Origin of the sequence: Fibrobacter sp. UWB11, from assembly GCF_900143015.1 — a bacterium.
Classification (GTDB): domain Bacteria; phylum Fibrobacterota; class Fibrobacteria; order Fibrobacterales; family Fibrobacteraceae; genus Fibrobacter.
In genome coordinates, this window is record NZ_FSRT01000002.1 from 134,586 (window position 1) to 154,827 (window position 20,242).

A 20,242-nucleotide genomic window follows, 5' to 3' on the forward strand; every position below is an offset into this window, starting at 1 on the left:
CACAAAAAAACGCCCCACTCACAAGGAGCAGGGCGAATTTCTCGCGTTTTCGCTAAGTCAGAACTTAAGCAGCCTTCACGATTTCGACGACCTTAGCAAATGCTGCCGGATCGGCGACGGCCAAGTCAGCAAGAACCTTGCGGTTCATGTTGATGTTAGCCTTGGAAAGCTTGTAAATGAACTGGCTATAGCTGATGCCGAATTCACGAACAGCAGCGTTCAAGCGAGTTATCCACAGAGAGCGGAAATCACCCTTCTTGTCGCGGCGGTGTGCATAGGCATACTGACCAGCGTGGGCAACGGCTTCGATAGCAAGGCGAAGGTTCGACTTGCGGCGGCCATAGAAACCCTTGGCGGCCTTGAGGATTTTTTTGCGGCGTTCGCGGGAAGGAACTCTAGTTTTTGCGCGTGGCATTCTTACTCTCCTTATGCTACTACAAGCAGACGCTTGACGTGATAGGTATCGACTTTCTTAACGAGAGCGCCCTTACGAAGGTTACGCTTACGCTTAGTGTTCATCTTAGCTTGAATGTGGCGCATACCAGCGCGCTTGAACTTGACATGGCCGGAACCAGTCACGCGGAAGCGCTTCTTAGCACCGCTGTGAGTTTTCATTTTAGGCATTTTTACCTCGTAGGTTTAAAGTTAAGCCTCACCTGCTGCCTTTGGCTCGGTTACGGGCTTCGGTGCCTGGTCTTGTTTCTTACCGGCACCACGTTTCGGACCGTAGATAGAAAGCATTGTGTTGCCTTCCACCCGCGAATCCATTTCCAAATCGCCAAACGGAGCCAAGTCTTCCTTGGCACGTTCCATAAGGCGCTTGCCGTAGTCCATGTGCGCCATTTCGCGTCCACGGAACTGCATGATAAGCTTCACCTTCATACCGTCCTGCAAGAACTCGCCCGCCTGCTTGATGCGGTACTGGTAGTCGTTCTCGGCAGTCTTCGGGTGCATCTTGATTTCCTTGAGCTTCACCACGTGCTGCTTAGCCTTAGCAGCCTTAGCCTTCTTCAGTTGTTCGAACTTGTACTTGCCGTAGTTGATGATGCGGCAAACAGGCGGCTTAGCGTTCGGGGAGACTTCCACAAGGTCCAGTCCGGCGTCTTTCGCCATCTGCAATGCCTTGCTCGTCTCGATGATGATAGCTTCGCCATCTTCTTTCACGAGACGAATCGGAGAGATATGGATATCTTCGTTGGTACGGGTCCCATCGCTGGGACGGTTGGGCATGCGACGATCGCGCGGATTAGGGAACAAGTATGCTACCTCGATATGATTGTTTTGTTAATGCGAGCGTAAATTTAGAATTTTTTTCATATTTTTCCAACAACTTTTTTTATAACCCCTTTAAAAATCGTCATATTTTTGTATAATTGTCATGCTCGCGGCGGTAGCTCAATGGTAGAGCCTTAGCCTTCCAAGCTAATGGTTGCCGGTTCGATCCCGGTCCGCCGCTCTTAGACCTCTCTTTTGAGAGGTCTTTTTTTTCAACAGAATCTTTATCGAATCACTTTTTTTGAGGGTTGCCGATACTTTTCAAAAGTTCATACACCCCTCTTGAATAAGGCGTTGCAGGAGCAGCCTCTAGCGCATCCCCTGGGGTGCAGGAACACCTCTTATGCTTTTTAAGTTCGTCTTGAGAAGGCATTTCCAGGCCAAAGGCTTCATACATATCCTTGGACAGATTCGCCCAATCGCCATAACTAGAATCAGCGTCGTTCATCAACCCAAACGAGAAAAACGAAAAGCCAGCATTTTTAGCCGCTTGCACTAACGGCTTATAAGAACGAAGCCACTGGAGAAAATCCGCGCGGTTTCCATTCGGTTCCAACGCAAAAAGAATATCATTTGTATCTGGACGGTCTTCAGCCTGCTTGCAGAACTCAACCAAATTCCAGGCAACTTCATCAAGAGCCGACAAAGGAGCAACAACAACATTACCGCGGCGTTTTAACTTATCCCTCAACGGTGGCGGTATTATTCCCCCTTCGCCAAGCCCTACAGCCTTATACATCTCATGGTTCTTATCGACGATTACGCTATCGAGCGCGCCATTCTTTTCAGTATACAAAGCCCACATGATGCGGCCTGGGTCATCAGCGCTTTCGCGATGGAGCGTCACATAGCGCATTCCATATTGGTCCGACAATGTTGTATAGAAAATATTAGGCGAAAAGCCACCCCTAGCGCCAACGACCATAAAATCTTTTGCAATCATTACAGAAAGATCAAGGGTATGGCAGTCGGCCCAGCAAAAAGTAAAGCAAGCCCCAAGAATCGCAATTACAAATTGAGTTATCCTGAGCATTTCCACCCCTTGATTCTATTTCTAGTTTCCTTCGCAAGTCGCCTTGGCGGCACGATAAGCCAATTCCACACCAACTTCAGATTCCATATTGTACATAGAATAAGACTTGGTATCACTTGAGCCATGCGCATCCCTAATAGTCACAATCAAGTCACGTCCTTCGGCCTTGTAGATGTATTCCGCATCGTCACCGAATGCATCTTTGCGGATAAAGTGCCACGTATTCACATCTTCCTTGACCATTTCGTCGCAGGTTTTCACATTCGTGCGGTCAATACCCGCACTTGGCGAAGACGAACTATCATCGCAAGCAAAAAACAACATCGCCGAGGATGCCACAAACAACTTAATTAAACTAGAATAATTCATACCATTCCCTTTGATTAATACCATCCCTGGCTAGCGCCATACCACGCATCTTCGGCAGGTCCCTGATTGGTCGTGCTTTTTTTAGCAGGCTTGCCATCATCGACAAACGTGAACGGAATCGTAACGGTGCAATTTGTATAATCCCCAGCATCAAAATCCCACTGCAAAATATCATTCAGCACAGCCTTTTCAAATTCAGGGAAGTTTGTGGTTGCACTGACTATTTCGCCCGTTTCCACTTTGCCATCCGGGAGTATTTTAAACTTCACCGTAACCTTGCCTTCAATGTTCGGATTTGTTCGCAAGAAATCATTGTACAAAGGTTTTAAACGGTTCGGGGTATTAACCTTGACAACCTCCATAATCTTTGCAGAGGAACGTTTTTTTGCAGCTGTAGTAGAATCACTCGCGACTTTATCCTGAGCACTGCTTTCTTTGGCCGGGACCTCTGAATTCGGCACGGTAGTTGTAGCCTTGGGCGCACAAGCCACCAGCATTGCAGCAGCGATAAAAAACGCAACCACTTTAAATTTCATAACAACCTCCAAAAATTACAATCCCGAACTGGGTTGGTATAAACTATTATCATTCAATCTATCGTCAGAGAAAACTGGCTGAATTTCTACGACGCTATTGGAGAACGTCCCACGACCAAAATTCCACTGCATAATATCATCGGCAATGGCCTTTTCAAACTCAGGATAATTGGTAGACGCATGAATTATATCGACTTTTTGCACGGAGCCATCGGGATTAACCGTAGCATGCAAAGTGATTTTCCCAGAAAAACGAGAATGTTTTTTCAAGAAACTGTAATAAATCGGATATAGACGTTCTTTCTTATTCTTTTCTACAATCTCAAAGACTTTCTTTCCATCACGGGGACCTTTAGGGCCACCATTTCTAAAGCGCAAAGGCCAGCCAAGATTAAACACGTCATATTTACCACTTTCGAATTTCCACTGTTTAATGTCATCTGCAACAGCCTTTTCAAACTCAGGATTACCGATATTCGATTCCACAATTTCAACAGAATCTACCGCACCACTACCGGCAATCGATATATTCACAACCATCTTGCTATTGAAAAACGTATGCTTTTTCACATACTCCGCATAAATCGGCGGCAACCGGGTTTTCATAAAACCGCTAATCGCAGCCATGACTTCTTGAGGAGAGCGTTCATTTTTAAAACCAAAAACGCCCTCGTCAGAAAAAGTAATAGACGTTGTAAATGCGGGAGAACCAAAGCCCCCATGATCATGTTTCAACAGCATCAAGCTCTCCTGAATTGACTTTTCAAACTCAGGATATTTGACTGTAGATTCGACAATTTGAACACTATCCACGTCACCACTTTTACGGAAAAATACCTGTATCTTCATATCACCGACAATACTCGCACCATTTTGGCGATATTTTTCATAAACCGGACGCACGCATTTCAAGAATTCTGCAACAACACCCTTTTCTTCGGATGGATCCAATCGTTCATTTTCACTGGAGACATTCGTTTCTACAGGCATAGACGTTTCCGTAGACACGGGAACAGCCTTAGGCGCGCAAGCAACAAGTATCGAGACAAGAAAAAGCCCAGCGGCTTTCAAAAAAGCGGATGGTTTCATAAGATTCTCCAACTCAATTATTAACTATTCGTAGATAATATAAAAAAAGACTTTAAAGTTTCTGTGAACTTTTTAAATTTGGAATTGTATAAAAAAGGGTTAATATGTTTTTTGAACAAGCCATCGCACATAACCTCCCGAATTACACGAAGGAATCCGATTCCGCTTACGGTGAGACTCTAGCTCCGCTCGATTATAAAGACGAACTCAAAGTCAAGAATGCCGCCATCCGCGAATTTTGGGAAGTCAACCGCCTTGCCCGCGGCCCGCAGCCGATTGTGGCTAGCCCCATGCCGCGCAATTACCGCACCACGTCCAAGCGCCAAGTCGAAATGAAACCGGGCGATTTGCGTTTTAACGAATACGATAGCATTCTCGAACCTGAAGAACACAACGCAATTTACCGTCTGCTGTTCGACAAACTCATCACGCCGGCATACAAGCCGCTCGCCTACGCGCTCAACTGGATTATTATCCGCGGCACATACAAATACCGCGTCGTGATTTTCAACGTGAAAAAGCTCGATGCAAGCATCGTCCGCAAGCTCAAGCAAATTTCCGAAATTTTGCAGCAGAGCCCGTACCACGTGACCGCAGCTCACACCTACGTGGATACAACGGAATCGAACTACTACCTCGAAGCCAAGCGCCCGACAGACGTTTTGAACTTCAAACAGCTTTATGGTCCGCGTGAACTTTCACTCGACCTCGGCCACTTTAGGCTCAAGTACCCGGTGACGGGATTCAGCCAGATCAACGAAAGCCAAATTCACAACCTTATCAAGTCCGCAAGCCGCCTCCTCGGTCTCGAAAAGGGCGACCATTTCTTGGACCTCTACTGCGGTTACGGCCTCTTCAGTTTTGCTCTCGGTGAAGCCGCCAAGTCCGTACTCGGTGTGGAATGGGAAGGCCCGTCCATCGATTGCGCCAAGGCTTCCGCAAGATTCTTGAAGAAGAACTACAAGTTCATCGCAGGCAAGATTGACGAAACGTTTGTGCAAATGAGACTTCCGCGGCCGATCCCGGGCGAACCGGAACGCATTTTGTTGGACCCGCCGCGCAAGGGAACCGAACCGGGCGTCATCCGGGCTCTCGCGATGCGCAAGCCCGTGCGCGTGTTGCACATTTTCTGCGGCACCGACGAAATCCCGGCTGCCCTCGCCGAATGGGAACGTTACGGCTACCGCGTCAAGGAAGTGTTGCCAATGGACCTTTTCCCGGGCACGCCGCACCTCGAAACGCTCATCGCACTAGAAAAGAAGTAATTGGTCAATAGTCATTAGTTATTAGCTTCATATTCGCGACTTCGTCGCCATACTTTAGACCATTGACTACTGACTAACAACTAGTAACCTATTTCAGCGTTTTCAAGAAAGCGTCCAGCCTCTTCGAGAACTGAGCTGCCCCTAGATAGCTCACATGGTTGGGATTATTGGCCATCTCGTCTGTATAGTCGTGATGGCCATCTTTATATTCGTCGAAAATCACAATGCCCATAGCCTTAACCGCATCAATAATCTGATGCGCCACATCCCAACTCGGGCCATACGGGTCGAACGCCTCCGTATCCTTATATCCCGGGTTACGTGGCGGAATGGCCGCAATCAGTTTGATACCCTTCGAATCTGTAAATGCTTTTAGAGCCTTAATCTTTTTCAAGTTTTCTTGCAAGTACGGCGAATCATATGGCATTGCAGAAATATCGGCATTCACAATCGGCACACCCCATTCACCTACAGGCAAAAGGAATGTTCCCTCTAAATACTGCTGACCGAGCAATACCTGCGGGAATTGCTGATCTTGACTTAGTGCAGCAATTTCATTTTGCGTCGACTTTGACAAATGATTTTCATCATAGCGGATGCCCGGAGAATTTTCAAGAACAGGCCCAGTCATCTCCTCATAACTTCTGTACATGAACCCTGGCGAAAGTTCCACCACAACGTACTTCAACTTCGAGCCATACGGGACAACATAATGACGAATCAGATAATCAAACAGATGAATATCGGACAACGTCACACCCATATTAATAGTCTTGAAAGACTTGATTGAATCTTCGATAACAGCATTCAAGAGCATCGAACTTCCAAAAGTCGCGACCTCAATTTTATCGTTTTGATTCCAGAACGACTGTAATCTCATCCCAAGTTCTACCACAGCAAACGGGTAAGGGCTAGGGGCCTTGCTATCATAATAGGCGCCAGCGCTATCCACATCTACAGTCGGCTTCGGATAATTTTCACCATCTTGCCAAACCCACAAGCAGGGGTGCCACAATTCTTCCCCTTCGACAAGTGGCACGACATCGCCATTATCCAAATTCACAAGCGCCACTTGGCGATGTACACCATTGTAATCCGTGAGACTTGCAACAATTAAATTGCTAGCCTCATCCTTCAACATACCCACAGCCCATTCCGTATGGTCAAACGTGTATTTCGTTGGAGACGCCACCGTACGCACCAAATGTCCCGTGCTATCCGCCACAAGAATTCTTTCATGAACACCGTAATTTACGCCCACAAAATCACGTCCGCGCGTTCCACCAAAATCAAGGAACAACGTACGCTTCGTTCCATCTTTTGTCAAGGATGCATTGCAGGCCTGTTCTCCATTGTACCAAATCACATCTGTTCCCGTAAGCACATCCGTCAAATGAGCGCGTAAAAGCGTCGATGATGAAATTCCAAAACTATTATCCTTTTCGACACCACCATGATAAGCACCATCAAACAGTGTTTCCGGCGCTCCAAACTTTCCTTTTGAGAACTTGATCTGCCATGTGCTTTCATTCATAAACGATTCACTTTTATTATTTGCCGCCGAAGACACATACACAATGACCGTATCGCCATTCGGGTTCACGCGCCAGCGAGGAATTGCAGCATTTTCCACCGGCAACTTTATCAAGTTACTTCCAGTTTCATTCAAGTCACGAACATAAACCGAAGACTCTTTCAAGACGCCTTCCATTGACGTGCAAAAAGCCACACGCTTCCCGTCCGGTGAAATATCCGGATGATAGACATCTATTTTATCCTCAATTTCTACAATCTTTGCAGTTTTGGCAAAATCAACATATACGAGATTACCGCTCGCATCATTTCGGAAAGCAAGTTTGACGTTATAGGAATCCGTCAACCGTCTCAATTCAGAAGCGTCAATCAGCGGAGTAATCGGAGCAGACACAGAACCTCCGTTATCCGTAAACCATGTCGCATCGGGAATCGAACCGCTCACCAAGCGGAATCCAAGATAATCGCCTTTTGTCGAACTCAAGATTGGGTACGTATCGCCCCTATTGTACAAATGCATGGAAGCCGGAGAACTAAAATAGCTTCCGCCCTTTACAACGCAAGAACCAATAGCATCACCGTCAATCGAGCCTACAAAATTCAAGACAACGGTATCCCTGAAAGAAGCATACCTATCGTTCACGAATTCAAGCATGTTCCCGGCCATGTCACAAAAAGCATTTGCCGATTCGTTCAACGAACAAACTTTATGGACCTCATTTCCAGAGTACAATCCGTTCCAGCTCAACTCCGGATTCCAATTTTTAGAAGCCACAAAAGTCCATTCCGCTTCCGTCGGCAATCTAAAGCCATTCGCCTGCGGTTTGAACTTAAAGCTTTTCATATTGACACAGTGCTTCCCTTTATCGAATTCGGCAGAAGTGTATTCATAAGAAGTGTCAATTCCATGTTCCTTGCTCAACGCATTAGCGTACAAAACAGCATCATAAAAGGTCACATTTGCGGCAGGCAAGGAATCTTCTTTACAAGTAACCTTCACCCCCGAAACCTTACGCATGACATCGTTGAAACTCTTGCAAACAACTTCATGACGGTCCATGTAAAAGTCATAGGAAAACTCTACATTCATCTTTGGGCGTTCTAGTGTTTTTGCAGAAATATCATTTGTACCAAGCGACGTCTTTTTACCAGTCGCATTGACAAAGAGCATCCCCTCAAACCGGCCCTCCCCCATAACAGGCATGACCGAATTGTCCCCGTCGGAATGTTCGTCAGAACAAGAAATAGCTCCCAATGCTGTCAAAAAAAACAGCAATAAAACTTGATTTATTTTCTCCATATCCATAATATACTATTTTTTACTTACATGGAATCAAATATCGAATCTTCGAATAATACACTTTGGAGCCGCACGTTTATCACGGTCGCCGCGGCGAACTTTTTGCTTTTCTTTAGCTTTTACCAGCTATTGCCGATTCTACCGTTATATATCATCGACAAGTTCCAGACAGACAACGCCACCGCAGGTTTTATCATATCGCTATACACGATCGGCGCCCTCGCCTGTAGACCGTTCGCAGGCTTCCTTGTCGATACATTCAGCCGTAAGCCGCTTTACTTTTGGACATTCTTCGCTTTCACGCTTTGCTTTTTAGGCTACAAGACTGTAGGGCTATTGCCCATCCTTGCGGTCGTTCGCTTTGCGCACGGACTCTTCTTTGGTATTTCGAGTACAGCAAGTAATACGGTGGCCATCGATGCACTGCCCGCGAGTCGCCGAGGCGAAGGCATCGGTTACTTCGGGATCAGCGTGAACTTAGCCTTCGCCACCGGTCCCATGACCGGTATGTTTCTTTACGAAGCATTCGGCGACGGAATCGTTTTCGCCATTTCCACCGCACTTTGCGTTATCGGACTTGTGCTAGTGCAGACACTCAAAGTAAAGCCCCGCGAAAAGAAAAAACACACTCCGCTTTCGTTAGACCGTTTTTTCCTCACACGCGCTATCCCGCAATTTGCAAATTTCATCTTCGTCGGATTTGCCTACGGCCCAGTCACGAACTATATCGCCATTTATGCAAATGAGCTCGGAATCAGCGGCACAGGCTGGTTTTACGCGCTTATTGCAACAGGGCTTATCATGAACCGCATTATGACCGGAAGACTCATCGACCGCGGCTACCTGATTCACCTCGTCGGCACCGGCATGACTTTGAACGTTATCGCTTACTTTATCCTCGCCTTTTGCCATGGCCCCATTACATTTTTCTTGTCCGCATTCCTCATCGGTACAAGCCTAGGACTAATCTTCCCCGGTTACCAGACCATGTGCGTGAACCTCGCCCGCCACGACCAACGAGGTACAGCAAATAGTACATACCTCAGCGGGTGGGATATCGGTATCGGTGCAGGAATTCTTGTCGGTGGCGCTATGGCAAACCACTTCGGCATGCACCAGCAAGTATTCTTTGCATGTGCAATCGCCCTCGTTATTGCAGATATCATGTACCTTGCATACACAGCAAAGCATTATTTGAAGAATAAATTGGAAGGGTGATTTTCAATTCAGAATTAGGAAGTAGGAATTAGGAATTTTTTGGCGGCTCCGCCGCGATTATTTTAATTCCGAACTCCGAGCTCCGAATTCCTAATTATCTACGCAAGTCTTTTGTCTTCGTACATTTTTTTGTCGGCGTTGACCATGCTTTCTTTAAAGCTTTCTGGACGACCATCCCAATGGGCAAAGCCCATGCTCGCCTCAATCGTATAAGAGCGCGGATCATCCTGTTTCGAAATTTCTTCTTGCAAACAGTTCTTAATCTGTTTCACCACTTCGTCAGGCACATCCGTCTGCGCAATCAACAAGAACTCGTCACCCCCATAGCGGCAAAGGAACATCGAATAGCTCAAACGTTCGCACGCTTTCTTTAACGCCTGCGAAACAAGCACAAGCGCGCGGTCTCCTTCGGCGTGTCCATAAGTATCGTTGATTTGCTTAAAGTGGTCCACATCCACCATAATTACAAAAGAATCTTTTTCTTCGCGCTGCTGGAGCAAAAAATGATGCAAACGATTGCGATTGTTAAGCATCGTCAACGAATCGGTCGATATCAATTGGTTCTGCAAATGCAAATAGACAAACAAAATAATAAAAGTACACCAGAAGCAGAAAATCGGGGTCGTTAGCGAAAATAAAATTTGTGCGCCACCTGCAATCATCACGCCAGGTGTATAGCTAGCCACAATCAAGTATGTTCGTAAATTTGGACTGTTTTGCAACTGACTAGCACGAATAAGCCCACGAATCGTCGCTATAATCAAGTAGACGAAGGGTAAAAACGAAAGGATAAAGTAATACAAATCGCGAGGTTCAAGATTTTCGTCTAGCCAAAAACCCGGAGCAACAATAAACGATACAAGCAAAGCAAAAGTCTGTACAAAAATTGGGATTCGCAATTTCATCTGAAGGTGATCTATCTGCTTGCGAGTCATATCTGGCCGAGTGCTAATTTCGGCAAAAACAAAACAGCTATATATTACCATCGGCATAATGGCTGCATTTAGGAAATTTACCGTCAACACACTAAACGTATTTTTGGGAATTACACTATCGTTAACAAGAGCCCACAACGAATCATTAACAAAATAGAAGATATGCCATAACACCAATTTTTGGAAAAGAGGGTATTTCAGCAAAGGTGTCGGGAGTTTCTTGATACTGTATAGCAAAAGCATCAGTATACAGACGCACCCAAGATTAACTGCAGTATAGAATCCAAACACGCTCATATTAAGAAAAATACTCTTTTTCCTAAAAAGTGTTAAAAATTTCCCTGTTTATTCTATAAAACATAGTTTTCATCACAACACTAGCAATCCTGCCCCAAATGTTGCATATACAAAACTTTTTATCATCAAACGCACTCAAAAATCGTAATTTTAACACATTTTACGCAATTATCGTTGCATGAAAATATTGTTTTTTCGTAAAGATCTATTTATATTTATTATCAAATGAAAGCCATTATTGAATACTCCGACTTCCGCAAGTACATGCGCGACTTCTACGAAGAGCGTAAGCTCCGCCATGTTTTCTCATGGCGTGAATTTTCCAAAGCAGCCGGTTTTACATCGTCATCGTACATGAAAGTCGTCTGCGACGGGAAAAGCAATTTGAGCCGAATCGGAGTCGAACGCACCGGGCAAGCCATGGGACTTGTCGGCTTCGAAATGGACTACTTCAGGGCAATGGTCAACTTCGGGCAAGAAACCGACGAAACAAAAAAGAAAGCCGCCTACGAAGAAATGCTTTCCATTGCAAAAATTCACAAAGTCAGAGTCATCGAAGGCGATTTGTTTGAATTTTACGAGAGCTGGAGAAACCCCGTCTTGAGGGAACTGGCCCCGCTCATGCCGGGCGCCACGCCGAGCGAACTCGCGAAAATGTGCTATACAGACGTCACCGCCACAGACATCAAGCAGACACTCGATTTTTTGGTCAAAGCGGGATTTATCAAAAAGACCGGCGAGAACACATTCGTCCAAACCGAGACATCCATCAAAGGTTCCCCCGAGGCAACAAAACTCGCTATTCGCGAAATGCACCGCGAAATGGCGAAAATTGCAGCAAATTCACTCGACCTCGCCAAAACGGAAAGAAACTTCAGCGGCATCACCATGGGTATATCCAAGGACTCTTACGAACAAATCGTAAAAGAGCTGGACGAATGTCGCCGTAAAATCGTAAGCATTGCCGCCGGCGACAAAAACATCAACCAAGTTTATAGATTAAATTTACAGTTATTCCCTCTCACGCGAAAAATCAAGGAGAATGGCAATGATTAATCTGTTCAAAAAAATTTCATCCGTGGGCATAACCACCACCGCTTTTTTTTGCGCATTAGCCTGCTCCGACAAAATCGCAGGGACAGCCGAAGAACCAAACCAGGTCGCTTACGGGACTAGCTCCAGCAGTGAATTTATAAATGAAAATCCTGATGTACGCGTAAATTCATCTTCTTCCAATATCGAATACTCGAGTGGCATAATCACCAGCAGCGATACCACCCCAGTCCCAAATCCGTCAACATCATCATCTGTAGATCCGATTGGCAACCCCGGGAACTTCGGTCATAGCGAAGGATGCTACACATCTGATGGCCAAAAACGACAATGCGGCGACACCGAGACTTCATCGCGTTCTCTTAATGACTATCTCAATATGTACGGCATAACGAGAGTTGCTTTCGATACAAACGTACTTGCATACAACAAAACTTTCGTTTCCACTCAAGATACCGCCGATAACGCGACCGTCGCTGAACTCAGAACACTCGGGCTACACAAAATCACTAAAGAAAACCAAATTGGCTTAGTTTACCTTTTCAAGAAAACAACCACGTTCATGGGCGGCAAGCTCTACGAAAAAGACGGCACCATTTCATTCCAAATGGAAGGTTGCCAACTTTACATATTAAACATCGAGGAAACATCGCCAGCGGTACACGTGCTCTCCAGCATCACAAAAGACACGATTACCATCGCTGACTTTCATGACAAATGCGATTACGAGCAGCTTCCGTACTATTTACACGTCGGATTCCTATTCGAATACTGCGGTGAGTTTTCCGAAAGCCCTGAAATCAATAGAACATCCACGTACAAAGAAACCATAAAATGCGGTTCAGTAGAGTACGACGAATTTATCAATAAGAAAAAACGGTAAATAACGAACAAGGAGTGGGCGTACCCACCATACAAAAAAGGGCCGCAGCATTTTATTGCTACGGTCTTTAATGTTTTTGACACGCTTGTAATGGCGATGCCGGAACGGAGCCCGGCATGACACTTTAGGCGTTACACTTCTTCAATAGAAGCATGGTACTCTTGGAGAGACTTCACTGCACCATGGCCGTTACGAGCAGCGGCGATGCCCTTCACGGTGTTGTAGGCACCGGCGAGGGTCGTGATGTACGGAACCTTGTACTTGATGGCGGCCTTGCGGATGGCGCTTTCGTCCTTGATGGCGTCGCGCTTTGCCCACGGCGTGTTGATGATGAGGTTCACCTGCTTGTTCAGGATGATATCGAGAACGTTCGGGCGGCCTTCAGCAATCTTGTTCACCACTTCGCACTTGACACCGGCAGCTTCGTAGAACTTGGCGGTACCTTCGGTAGCGTAAATCTTGAAGCCGAGCTTCTGGAATTCCTTGCCGATTTCGATGGCCTGTTCAGACAAGTTAACCTTGTCGGAGAGGCTAATCAGCACGGCACCTTCGTTCGGGAGGAAGGAACCTGCGGCTTCCTGGCTCTTGTAGTAAGCGAGGGCGTAGTCGTCGGAGAGGCCGAGAACTTCGCCAGTGGAGCGCATTTCGGGGCCGAGAACCGGGTCCACCTTCGGGAACTTGTCGAACGGGAACACAGCTTCCTTGGCACCGTGGTGGTTGAACTTCTTGTCCTTGAGCTTCAAGTCTTCGAGCTTCGCGCCGAGCATGAGGCGGGTCGCGAGGCGGGCCATCTGCGTGTTACAGACCTTGGATACCAGAGGCACCGTGCGGCTTGCGCGCGGGTTCGCTTCCAGGACGAACACCTTGCCGTCTTCGATGGCGTACTGCATGTTCATGAGGCCGCAAACGTGGAGGGCTTCGGCAATCTTCCTGGTGTAATCCTTGATGGTTGCCAAGTTTTCCTTGGTGATGGTCACCGGCGGGATGATGCAGGCGGAGTCACCGGAGTGGACACCGGCAAGTTCCACGTGTTCCATCACGGACGGGATGTAAACGTGTTCGCCGTCAGAGAGGGCATCGGCTTCGCATTCCAAAGCGTTGTGGAGGAAGCGGTCGATGAGGAGCGGGCGATCCGGAGTCACGCCGACAGCCTTTGCAACGTATTCGCGGAGCATGGCTTCGTCGTAGATGACTTCCATGCCGCGGCCGCCAAGCACGAAGCTCGGGCGGATCATCACCGGGTAGCCACCGATCTGCTTGACGCAAGCGAGGGCTTCGTCGATGTTCGTGGCCATGCCGCTTTCCGGCATCGGGATGCCGAGCTGGTCCATCATCTTGCGGAACAAGTCGCGGTCTTCGGCGATGTCGATGGAGTCGATGCTCGTACCGAGAATCTTGACGCCTTCGTCGCTCAAGGCGCGGGCGATGTTCAGCGGAGTCTGTCCACCGAACTGCACGATCACACCAGCCGGCTTTTCCTTATGATAGATTTGCAGCACGTCTTCCAAAGAAACCGGTTCGAAGTACAGCTTGTCGGAGGTATCGTAGTCAGTAGAAACCGTTTCGGGGTTGCAGTTCACCATGATGGTTTCGTAACCCATTTCGCGGAGAGCCATGGCAGCATGGCAGCAGCAGTAGTCGAATTCGATACCCTGGCCGATTCTGTTCGGGCCACCGCCGAGAATCATGATCTTCTTCGGATTATTGGAAGCGGTAGATTCGTCCTTGCAGTTGTAGGTGCTGTAGTAGTAGTACTGGTCCTTCACGCCGCTCACCGGCACTGCGCACCAGCCTTCGACCACGCCGAGTTCTGTACGCTTCTTGCGCACGTCCTTTTCGCGGATGCCGAGGATCTTGGCGATGTACTTGTCGCTGAAGCCGTCCTTCTTGGCCTTGATGAGGAGTTCATCAGCCGGGAGGCGGCCCGGAGTCTTGAGCATTTCTTCTTCGAGTTCCACGAGTTCGCGCATCTGCTGCACGAAGTAAGCCTTTTCGTAGGTGGCGGCGAAGATTTCTTCGTCGGTAGCGCCCTTACGGATGGCTTCGTACATCTGGAAGTGGCGTTCAGAAGAAGCGGTCTTCATCATTTCGAGGAGCTCTTCCTTGCTCTTCTTGTTGAAGTCCTTGGCAAAGCCGAGGCCGGAGCGACCATTTTCGAGGCCGCGAATAGCCTTCTGGAGGGTTTCCTTGTAGGTCTTGCCGATAGCCATGACTTCGCCCACAGCCTTCATCTGGGTGCCGAGGCAGTCATCGACGCCGCGGAACTTTTCGAATGCCCAGCGTGCGAACTTGAGCACCACGTAGTCACCGCTCGGGGTGTACTTTTCGAGGGAGCCATCGCGCCAGTACGGAATCTGGTCGAGGGTGAGGCCTGCGGCGAGCTTTGCAGAAATGAGGGCGATCGGGAAGCCGGTAGCCTTGGAAGCAAGGGCAGAGGAGCGGCTGGTACGCGGGTTGATTTCGATAATCACCACGCGGCCGGTCTTCGGGTCGTGAGCGAACTGCACGTTGGTACCGCCAATCACGCCGATAGATTCCACAATCTTGAAGGCCTTTTCCTTCAGTTCTTCTTCGAGCTTCTTGTCGATGGTGAGGAACGGGGCTGCGCAGAAGGAGTCGCCAGTATGCACGCCCACCGGGTCGATGTTTTCGATGAAGCAGATGGCAATCATCTGGTTCTTGGAGTCACGCACGACTTCGACTTCGAGTTCTTCCCAGCCGAGGATGGATTCTTCGATGAGGCACTGGTGCGTCATCGAGAGTTCAAGACCGTTACTGCAAATGGTGCGGAGTTCTTCCACATTGTAGCAGAAACCGCCGCCTGCACCACCCATGGTGTATGCCGGACGGACCACCACCGGGTAGCCGATTTCGGAAACAATCTTTTCGGCTTCTTCCACAGAGTGGCAAATGCCGGAGCGCGGGGTGTCGATGCCGAGCTTCTGCATGGTTTCCTTGAAGATTTCACGGTCTTCGCCGCGTTCGATAGCGTCGAGGTTCACACCGATGACCTTCACGCCGTACTTGTCCAAGACACCAGCCTTGCTAAGAGCAGAGGCGAGGTTCAAGCCGGTCTGGCCGCCCAAGTTCGGGAGGAGGGCCTGCGGGCGTTCCTTTTCGATAATCTGGGTAAGGCGGGCAACGTTAAGCGGTTCGATGTAAGTGGCATCGGCCATGACCGGGTCGGTCATGATGGTAGCCGGGTTAGAGTTCACAAGCACAATCTTGTAACCCTGTTCGCGCAGGGCCTTGCAAGCCTGGGTGCCGGAATAGTCGAATTCGCAAGCCTGACCGATCACGATCGGGCCAGAACCGATGATAAGGACTTTGTCGATGCCTTCAATCTTCATTTTGTTTATCTCCGTTGACTAATTATTAAACTCTAAAAAAAAACGCTGAACCAAACGGTCCAGCATTAAAATCAAAAATGGAAATAGAAACAATAGCGGTTTCCGCAACATGTTGGGCGCCACAAGCGCACTTCATATTCATCGAAATTCCGTTCATCACTTTCCTATTTCGCAAAGACTTAAACTTGCGCAAATATAGAATATGTGAACGTACCTTTCAACCGTCCGTATAAAAAAAACGATTTCTTTATTCTAGCGAAAACTAAAAAGTTTCATTAGATGTATCTTCTTCCACGTCATCCTGACATTCAGGAAGCGAAGGATTATCCCGGCATTTTTCGCGAAGAGTTTCATAATCGCTATCGTCGGGAGCTGCACAGCCCACAAAGCTACAAAGCGATACGGCGAGGAACATTCCCAAAAAAACTCGTTTCATATAAGACCTCTAAGTTATTGACTATCAATATAATAAACTATTCAACATTCATTATTTGGAAAAACAAAAAGGGCCGCCCTAAAGCGACCCATTCCCTTTGCAAAAAGCAAATCTAGCTCAGAGAAATTACTTCTTAGCCGGCTTGTTCTTAGCAGCGGTTTCCTTGAGAGCTGCACCAGCCTTGAAGCCGACAGTCTTGGAAGCCTTGATCTTGATGGTAGCACCAGTCTGCGGGTTGCGGCCAGTACGTGCAGCGCGGGACTTCACAGAGAAAGTACCGAAGCCGATGAGCTGGACGTTGCCGTCCTTCTTGATGCCAGCAGCGATACCGTCGAGAACTGCGTCGATTGCGCGAGCAGCAGCAGCCTTGGATTCAATGCCAGCTTCCTTGTTAGCAAGCACAGCTTCAATGAGATCTTGTTTGTTCATTTTTTAACTCCTTGAGTCAGATTTGTGAAATGTTTGGTAATATTATACTTTTTTTTTCTTAGATAAGAATGATTTTAATTGAAAAAAGTTTTTAAAACCCTATAAAATCAAGCCTTGGGAGCCAGTCTGCCCGATTCTTCAACATATTGGTCTGCCTTAGTCCTAAGTTTTTCAATATAAACAAGACAGAGACAAGTGAATGGAATCGCGACCAAGAGCCCCAAGAATCCAAGCAGCTTGCCCCAAATCGAGAGCGAGAGAAGGATCCCCACCGGCGGGAGGTTCATTGACTTACCGACAATGTGCGGCACCAAGAAGAAGTCCTGGATAATCTGCACGACAAGGTAAATTGCAAGGATGATAACGGCCACTTCCCAGAACGGCATTCCCTTGTCTAGAGCGTAAACCACCGCTAGTAGTAGGGCCAAAGGAATCGTCGTCAACTGCATATAAGGGATCATGTTGAGAGCCCCAGAAAAAAGTCCAAAGGCAATCCCCATCGGGAGTCCCATCACGCTAAAACCGATTGCATACAAAACGCCAACAGTAAAGGCAACCATAGATTGAGCACGGAAGTACGTGCCCATAAATTTGTCTGTAGCGCTTGCAAATTCACCCGCTTCGCGGCGGTAACGGCGAGGAATCAAACGACGAATACCCTTCCTTATTTTATGCATATCAAGCATAATGAAGACAAGGTACATAAACACAATCGCCGCACTCGAAATGCCCACCAAGATTGTAGACGTCTTCGAAAGAATATCCCAAGCACCAGGAAGAATGCGGTCCGAAACAGTCTGGATGACGCTCCACACGTCAAGCGATTCCATAGCTTCAGCAATGCTATTCCAAGAAATCATCGTCTTCACGGAAGCCCACATATCCGCAGGCAAGAACGTCATAATTCGATCGCTCCAAGTCGAGTCCGTAAAAATTCTCGAAATAAGCGTTCCCAAATATTGGACTTCGTGCACGACTTTCGGAACAAAGAAATACATACACCCACCAATCACGACAGCGCCTCCCAAAAGCACGAGCACCACCGCAATCACACGGTATCTAAATTTTATCTGCAATCTACAAACGAGCGGGTCCATGATATAGGCAATCAGGAACGCTGCAAAAAACGGAAACAAGACTCCGCTCAAATAATTCAATACGACAAGCGACACTGCTACCGCTACGGCAATCAGCACGTAGCGCATCACCCTATCAAGCGTCCAATTTCTCTGCATGTTTTCCCCTACTTGTTTTTAACACATATACTAAAAATACAACAAGTCCAAACAAAATGGAACCCAAGCGCAAATACAAAGTTTTCTTTTGAGCCTCATTATCGCTCCAAAGGCGTACATAGCGGATTTCAATTTCATCCGGGATACCGCGAAGCGTTGAGCCGCCGCTCACAATTTCAAAAAATTTGGCTTGATTCAAATGGGTCTTGCCATCATCTTTTTCAAGCCCCACCGAAGAAAGCCACCATTCAGGAACCCTGAATTCGCTCAGCGAGAACCGGCTCACGGCAAAGCGTTCCTTCGAGCCTCCCATCAGCATATACGGTGCCGACGGAATTTCCTTTTCCAAAACGCGGAGAGTTGCATAATTCCCCTTGCGCGTATAAACCGGGTCTTCCGTCAAGATGCGGAGTTTCATGGAGTTCATCCGTTTTGATGCAACTCGCACTTCAATGGAATCGAACTTCGTCAAGTCGAAGGGTTCAAGACGTTTATCCAAAGATTTCAGCTTAAAGCCTACACCGGCATACGTAAAAGCCTTACCGGAATGGATATTGACCGAAGCGATGAGGAGCGTATCCGTCATCTGAACTTCACTTGTCGAAAATCCTCCGACAGCGCTATCGTTCAACGGGAATATTTCAAACGTCTTCTGCGGAAACAATTCGATATCCGCATCGCCGCTTTTGGAATATTCAATCCACCAAGCAAGTAGCAAGGCGGAAAAGACAAGCACCCCCAACCATTTGCCTATCCTATCCATTCTTTTCATCGTACTCCTTCACAGGGTGGCTACGCCCAATCGCAACAATCATAAGGCCAAGTATTATGAACAAAAATATTCCATAAGCCCTATTGCTTGTTCCGCTCACAGAAATTTCCCTGACATTTACGCCAAAGTTCTTTCCGCGAGGCTGATTCCACCCTGCCGAAATTTCTACACGAGCGACACTTTCATGATGCGGACGGTTGCGTGAACGTTTTACGCCCAAATTATCGTACCAAAAATCGGGAATATAAAGTTGTTCAAAAGGAAGCGCAATCTTATTGCGACCCGGCTTAACAGGAACTTCCTTCAAAAGCATTCTGAACGAGCTCGGATTCGACAAATCAGTCACATCAGGGTCGTAAGTCCACGTCTTGACATTGATTTCAGTCGTTCCCGAAACATCGATGTCCAAATAAAGTGTATCAACATTTTTCCAGTTATGGTAATTCTTTTCACCCTTCGGGTCAAAGTCAAACACCAAACCGCACCATGCCGATTTCTTTTCGTCTGCACCAAGCGCACATTGGAACGAAACAAGCGAATCCGACGATTTAAACTGGACCGCCGACGTTCCCCCATCTGCATTATCATCGTAAGCAGAAGCTTTTGCACCATCCCCTAGTGGAAATACACTTTCAGCAAACCGCTCTTTTGGAAGCATTACATAGATGGCAACAACAATAACCGCAATGATTGCTAAAATCGTATATGATTTTTTCATTTACTCAAAAAATTTCCTTAAAGTTCTATTGTACTGGATTAAATCAAGCGGGTCTTCTTCAACAGGCTTTTCGCCAAACAGCTTAGACACAAGAGAATCAATCCAATGGATAAAGAAGAAATGATGTTTGCCTTCCTTTGCCTGCGGAGCAGCCTTAATATCCAAGGACCACTGCAAAAGCTGTTTCACCGTCGAAGGCGGCATATGGAACGTTTCGCAGCAAGTCGTCACGTAACCATCAAAACCGTAATGCGGGAGCTTTCCCTTCACAAGCGGTTTGCCATGATCGATGCACACCGGATTTTCGCAAGGTGGATCCTGCACGTTTTTCTTATTCAAGTCGTTAAGCCACAATTCCCGCGTTTTGTCAGAAAGTCCGCCGTAAAAAGCAAACGTCTGGTCGCACGGGAAATAAATGGAATAACACTTCGGGCAAATCCTCAGATCAAGATTGACAATTCTGAGGGACTCGACTTCTGAACCGCAAAAAGAACATTTACACATACTTTGAATATA

At 47.3% G+C, this 20,242-nt stretch carries 20 protein-coding genes and 1 tRNA gene; 5 read left to right on the top strand and 16 right to left on the bottom strand.

Annotated features, from left to right (window positions below; translation table 11 throughout):
• Positions 1–64 precede the first annotated feature (64 nt).
• The 3 genes from rplT to infC are packed head-to-tail and all read right to left on the bottom strand — an operon-like array spanning position 65 to position 1,230.
• Positions 65–415, bottom strand: a complete 351-nt coding sequence (rplT, locus tag BUQ91_RS09210; RefSeq protein ID WP_072827901.1) for a 50S ribosomal protein L20 — start codon at positions 413–415, stop codon at positions 65–67.
• Between the two features lie 11 nt (positions 416–426).
• Positions 427–624: a 50S ribosomal protein L35 gene (rpmI, locus tag BUQ91_RS09215; protein ID WP_014545553.1), complete on the bottom strand. Its 198-nt coding sequence runs from the start codon at positions 622–624 to the stop codon at positions 427–429.
• A gap of 21 nt (positions 625–645) precedes the next feature.
• On the bottom strand, positions 646–1,230 hold the full coding sequence (gene infC, locus BUQ91_RS09220) for a translation initiation factor IF-3 (protein ID WP_072828010.1): 585 nt from the start codon (positions 1,228–1,230) through the stop codon (positions 646–648).
• A gap of 154 nt (positions 1,231–1,384) precedes the next feature.
• Here infC and BUQ91_RS09225 point away from each other — a divergent pair.
• Positions 1,385–1,456, top strand: a tRNA-Gly gene (locus BUQ91_RS09225).
• 51 nt (positions 1,457–1,507) lie between these two features.
• Here the strand turns inward: BUQ91_RS09225 and BUQ91_RS09230 are convergent.
• The 4 genes from BUQ91_RS09230 to BUQ91_RS09245 are packed head-to-tail and all read right to left on the bottom strand — an operon-like array spanning position 1,508 to position 4,302.
• Positions 1,508–2,308 (bottom strand): hypothetical protein, encoded by an 801-nt coding sequence (locus BUQ91_RS09230; protein WP_074209043.1) that lies wholly within the window; start codon positions 2,306–2,308, stop codon positions 1,508–1,510.
• Positions 2,309–2,329: 21 nt separating this feature from the next.
• Entirely contained in the window at positions 2,330–2,677 is a 348-nt protein-coding gene (locus BUQ91_RS09235) for a hypothetical protein (RefSeq protein WP_072827899.1), read from the bottom strand.
• 14 nt (positions 2,678–2,691) lie between these two features.
• On the bottom strand, positions 2,692–3,213 hold the full coding sequence (locus tag BUQ91_RS09240; protein WP_074209044.1) for a TonB family protein: 522 nt from the start codon (positions 3,211–3,213) through the stop codon (positions 2,692–2,694).
• Between the two features lie 15 nt (positions 3,214–3,228).
• Complete coding sequence (locus BUQ91_RS09245; protein ID WP_074209045.1) at positions 3,229–4,302, bottom strand: AgmX/PglI C-terminal domain-containing protein; 1,074 nt, start codon at positions 4,300–4,302, stop codon at positions 3,229–3,231.
• A gap of 104 nt (positions 4,303–4,406) precedes the next feature.
• Here BUQ91_RS09245 and BUQ91_RS09250 point away from each other — a divergent pair, with 104 nt between their 5' ends.
• Positions 4,407–5,567, top strand: coding sequence for a class I SAM-dependent RNA methyltransferase (locus BUQ91_RS09250; RefSeq protein ID WP_074209046.1), 1,161 nt, complete (start codon positions 4,407–4,409; stop codon positions 5,565–5,567).
• Positions 5,568–5,655: 88 nt separating this feature from the next.
• Here the strand turns inward: BUQ91_RS09250 and BUQ91_RS09255 are convergent, their stop codons facing one another.
• Positions 5,656–8,406: a TIGR02171 family lipoprotein gene (locus BUQ91_RS09255; RefSeq protein WP_254842306.1), complete on the bottom strand. Its 2,751-nt coding sequence runs from the start codon at positions 8,404–8,406 to the stop codon at positions 5,656–5,658.
• 21 nt (positions 8,407–8,427) lie between these two features.
• On the opposite strand from BUQ91_RS09255, the gene BUQ91_RS09260 reads away from it, so the two are divergent.
• The gene (locus BUQ91_RS09260; RefSeq protein ID WP_072828009.1) at positions 8,428–9,618 is read left to right on the top strand and encodes an MFS transporter; all 1,191 of its coding nucleotides are present in this window, start codon (positions 8,428–8,430) and stop codon (positions 9,616–9,618) included.
• A 98-nt stretch (positions 9,619–9,716) separates the two neighbouring features.
• On the opposite strand, the gene BUQ91_RS15870 is transcribed toward BUQ91_RS09260, so the two are convergent.
• Positions 9,717–10,523, bottom strand: a complete 807-nt coding sequence (locus BUQ91_RS15870) for a GGDEF domain-containing protein (protein ID WP_254842307.1) — start codon at positions 10,521–10,523, stop codon at positions 9,717–9,719.
• 552 nt (positions 10,524–11,075) lie between these two features.
• On the opposite strand from BUQ91_RS15870, the gene BUQ91_RS09275 reads away from it, so the two are divergent.
• Entirely contained in the window at positions 11,076–11,906 is an 831-nt protein-coding gene (locus BUQ91_RS09275) for a TIGR02147 family protein (protein WP_072827894.1), read from the top strand.
• Positions 11,893–12,786, top strand: coding sequence for a hypothetical protein (locus BUQ91_RS09280; RefSeq protein WP_074209047.1), 894 nt, complete (start codon positions 11,893–11,895; stop codon positions 12,784–12,786). Before BUQ91_RS09275 ends, BUQ91_RS09280 begins: the two co-directional genes overlap by 14 nt.
• 131 nt (positions 12,787–12,917) lie before the next feature.
• On the opposite strand, the gene carB is transcribed toward BUQ91_RS09280, so the two are convergent.
• From carB to BUQ91_RS09310, 7 genes are all read right to left on the bottom strand, one after another.
• The gene (gene carB, locus BUQ91_RS09285) at positions 12,918–16,136 is read right to left on the bottom strand and encodes a carbamoyl-phosphate synthase large subunit (protein WP_074209048.1); all 3,219 of its coding nucleotides are present in this window, start codon (positions 16,134–16,136) and stop codon (positions 12,918–12,920) included.
• Positions 16,137–16,398: 262 nt separating this feature from the next.
• Positions 16,399–16,572: a hypothetical protein gene (locus tag BUQ91_RS15710; RefSeq protein WP_175545424.1), complete on the bottom strand. Its 174-nt coding sequence runs from the start codon at positions 16,570–16,572 to the stop codon at positions 16,399–16,401.
• A 126-nt stretch (positions 16,573–16,698) separates the two neighbouring features.
• Positions 16,699–17,001, bottom strand: a complete 303-nt coding sequence (locus BUQ91_RS09290; protein ID WP_072827891.1) for an HU family DNA-binding protein — start codon at positions 16,999–17,001, stop codon at positions 16,699–16,701.
• A 107-nt stretch (positions 17,002–17,108) separates the two neighbouring features.
• Positions 17,109–18,236: an AI-2E family transporter gene (locus BUQ91_RS09295; protein ID WP_072827890.1), complete on the bottom strand. Its 1,128-nt coding sequence runs from the start codon at positions 18,234–18,236 to the stop codon at positions 17,109–17,111.
• Positions 18,214–19,008 carry a CIA30 family protein gene (locus tag BUQ91_RS09300; RefSeq protein WP_074209049.1) on the bottom strand — a complete coding sequence of 265 codons (795 nt, stop codon included), beginning with the start codon at positions 19,006–19,008 and terminating at the stop codon, positions 18,214–18,216. Before BUQ91_RS09300 ends, BUQ91_RS09295 begins: the two co-directional genes overlap by 23 nt.
• On the bottom strand, positions 18,992–19,726 hold the full coding sequence (locus tag BUQ91_RS09305; RefSeq protein ID WP_074209050.1) for a CIA30 family protein: 735 nt from the start codon (positions 19,724–19,726) through the stop codon (positions 18,992–18,994). Before BUQ91_RS09305 ends, BUQ91_RS09300 begins: the two co-directional genes overlap by 17 nt.
• Positions 19,727–20,065: a hypothetical protein gene (locus tag BUQ91_RS09310; protein ID WP_175566623.1), complete on the bottom strand. Its 339-nt coding sequence runs from the start codon at positions 20,063–20,065 to the stop codon at positions 19,727–19,729.
• Positions 20,066–20,242: the final 177 nt, after the last annotated feature.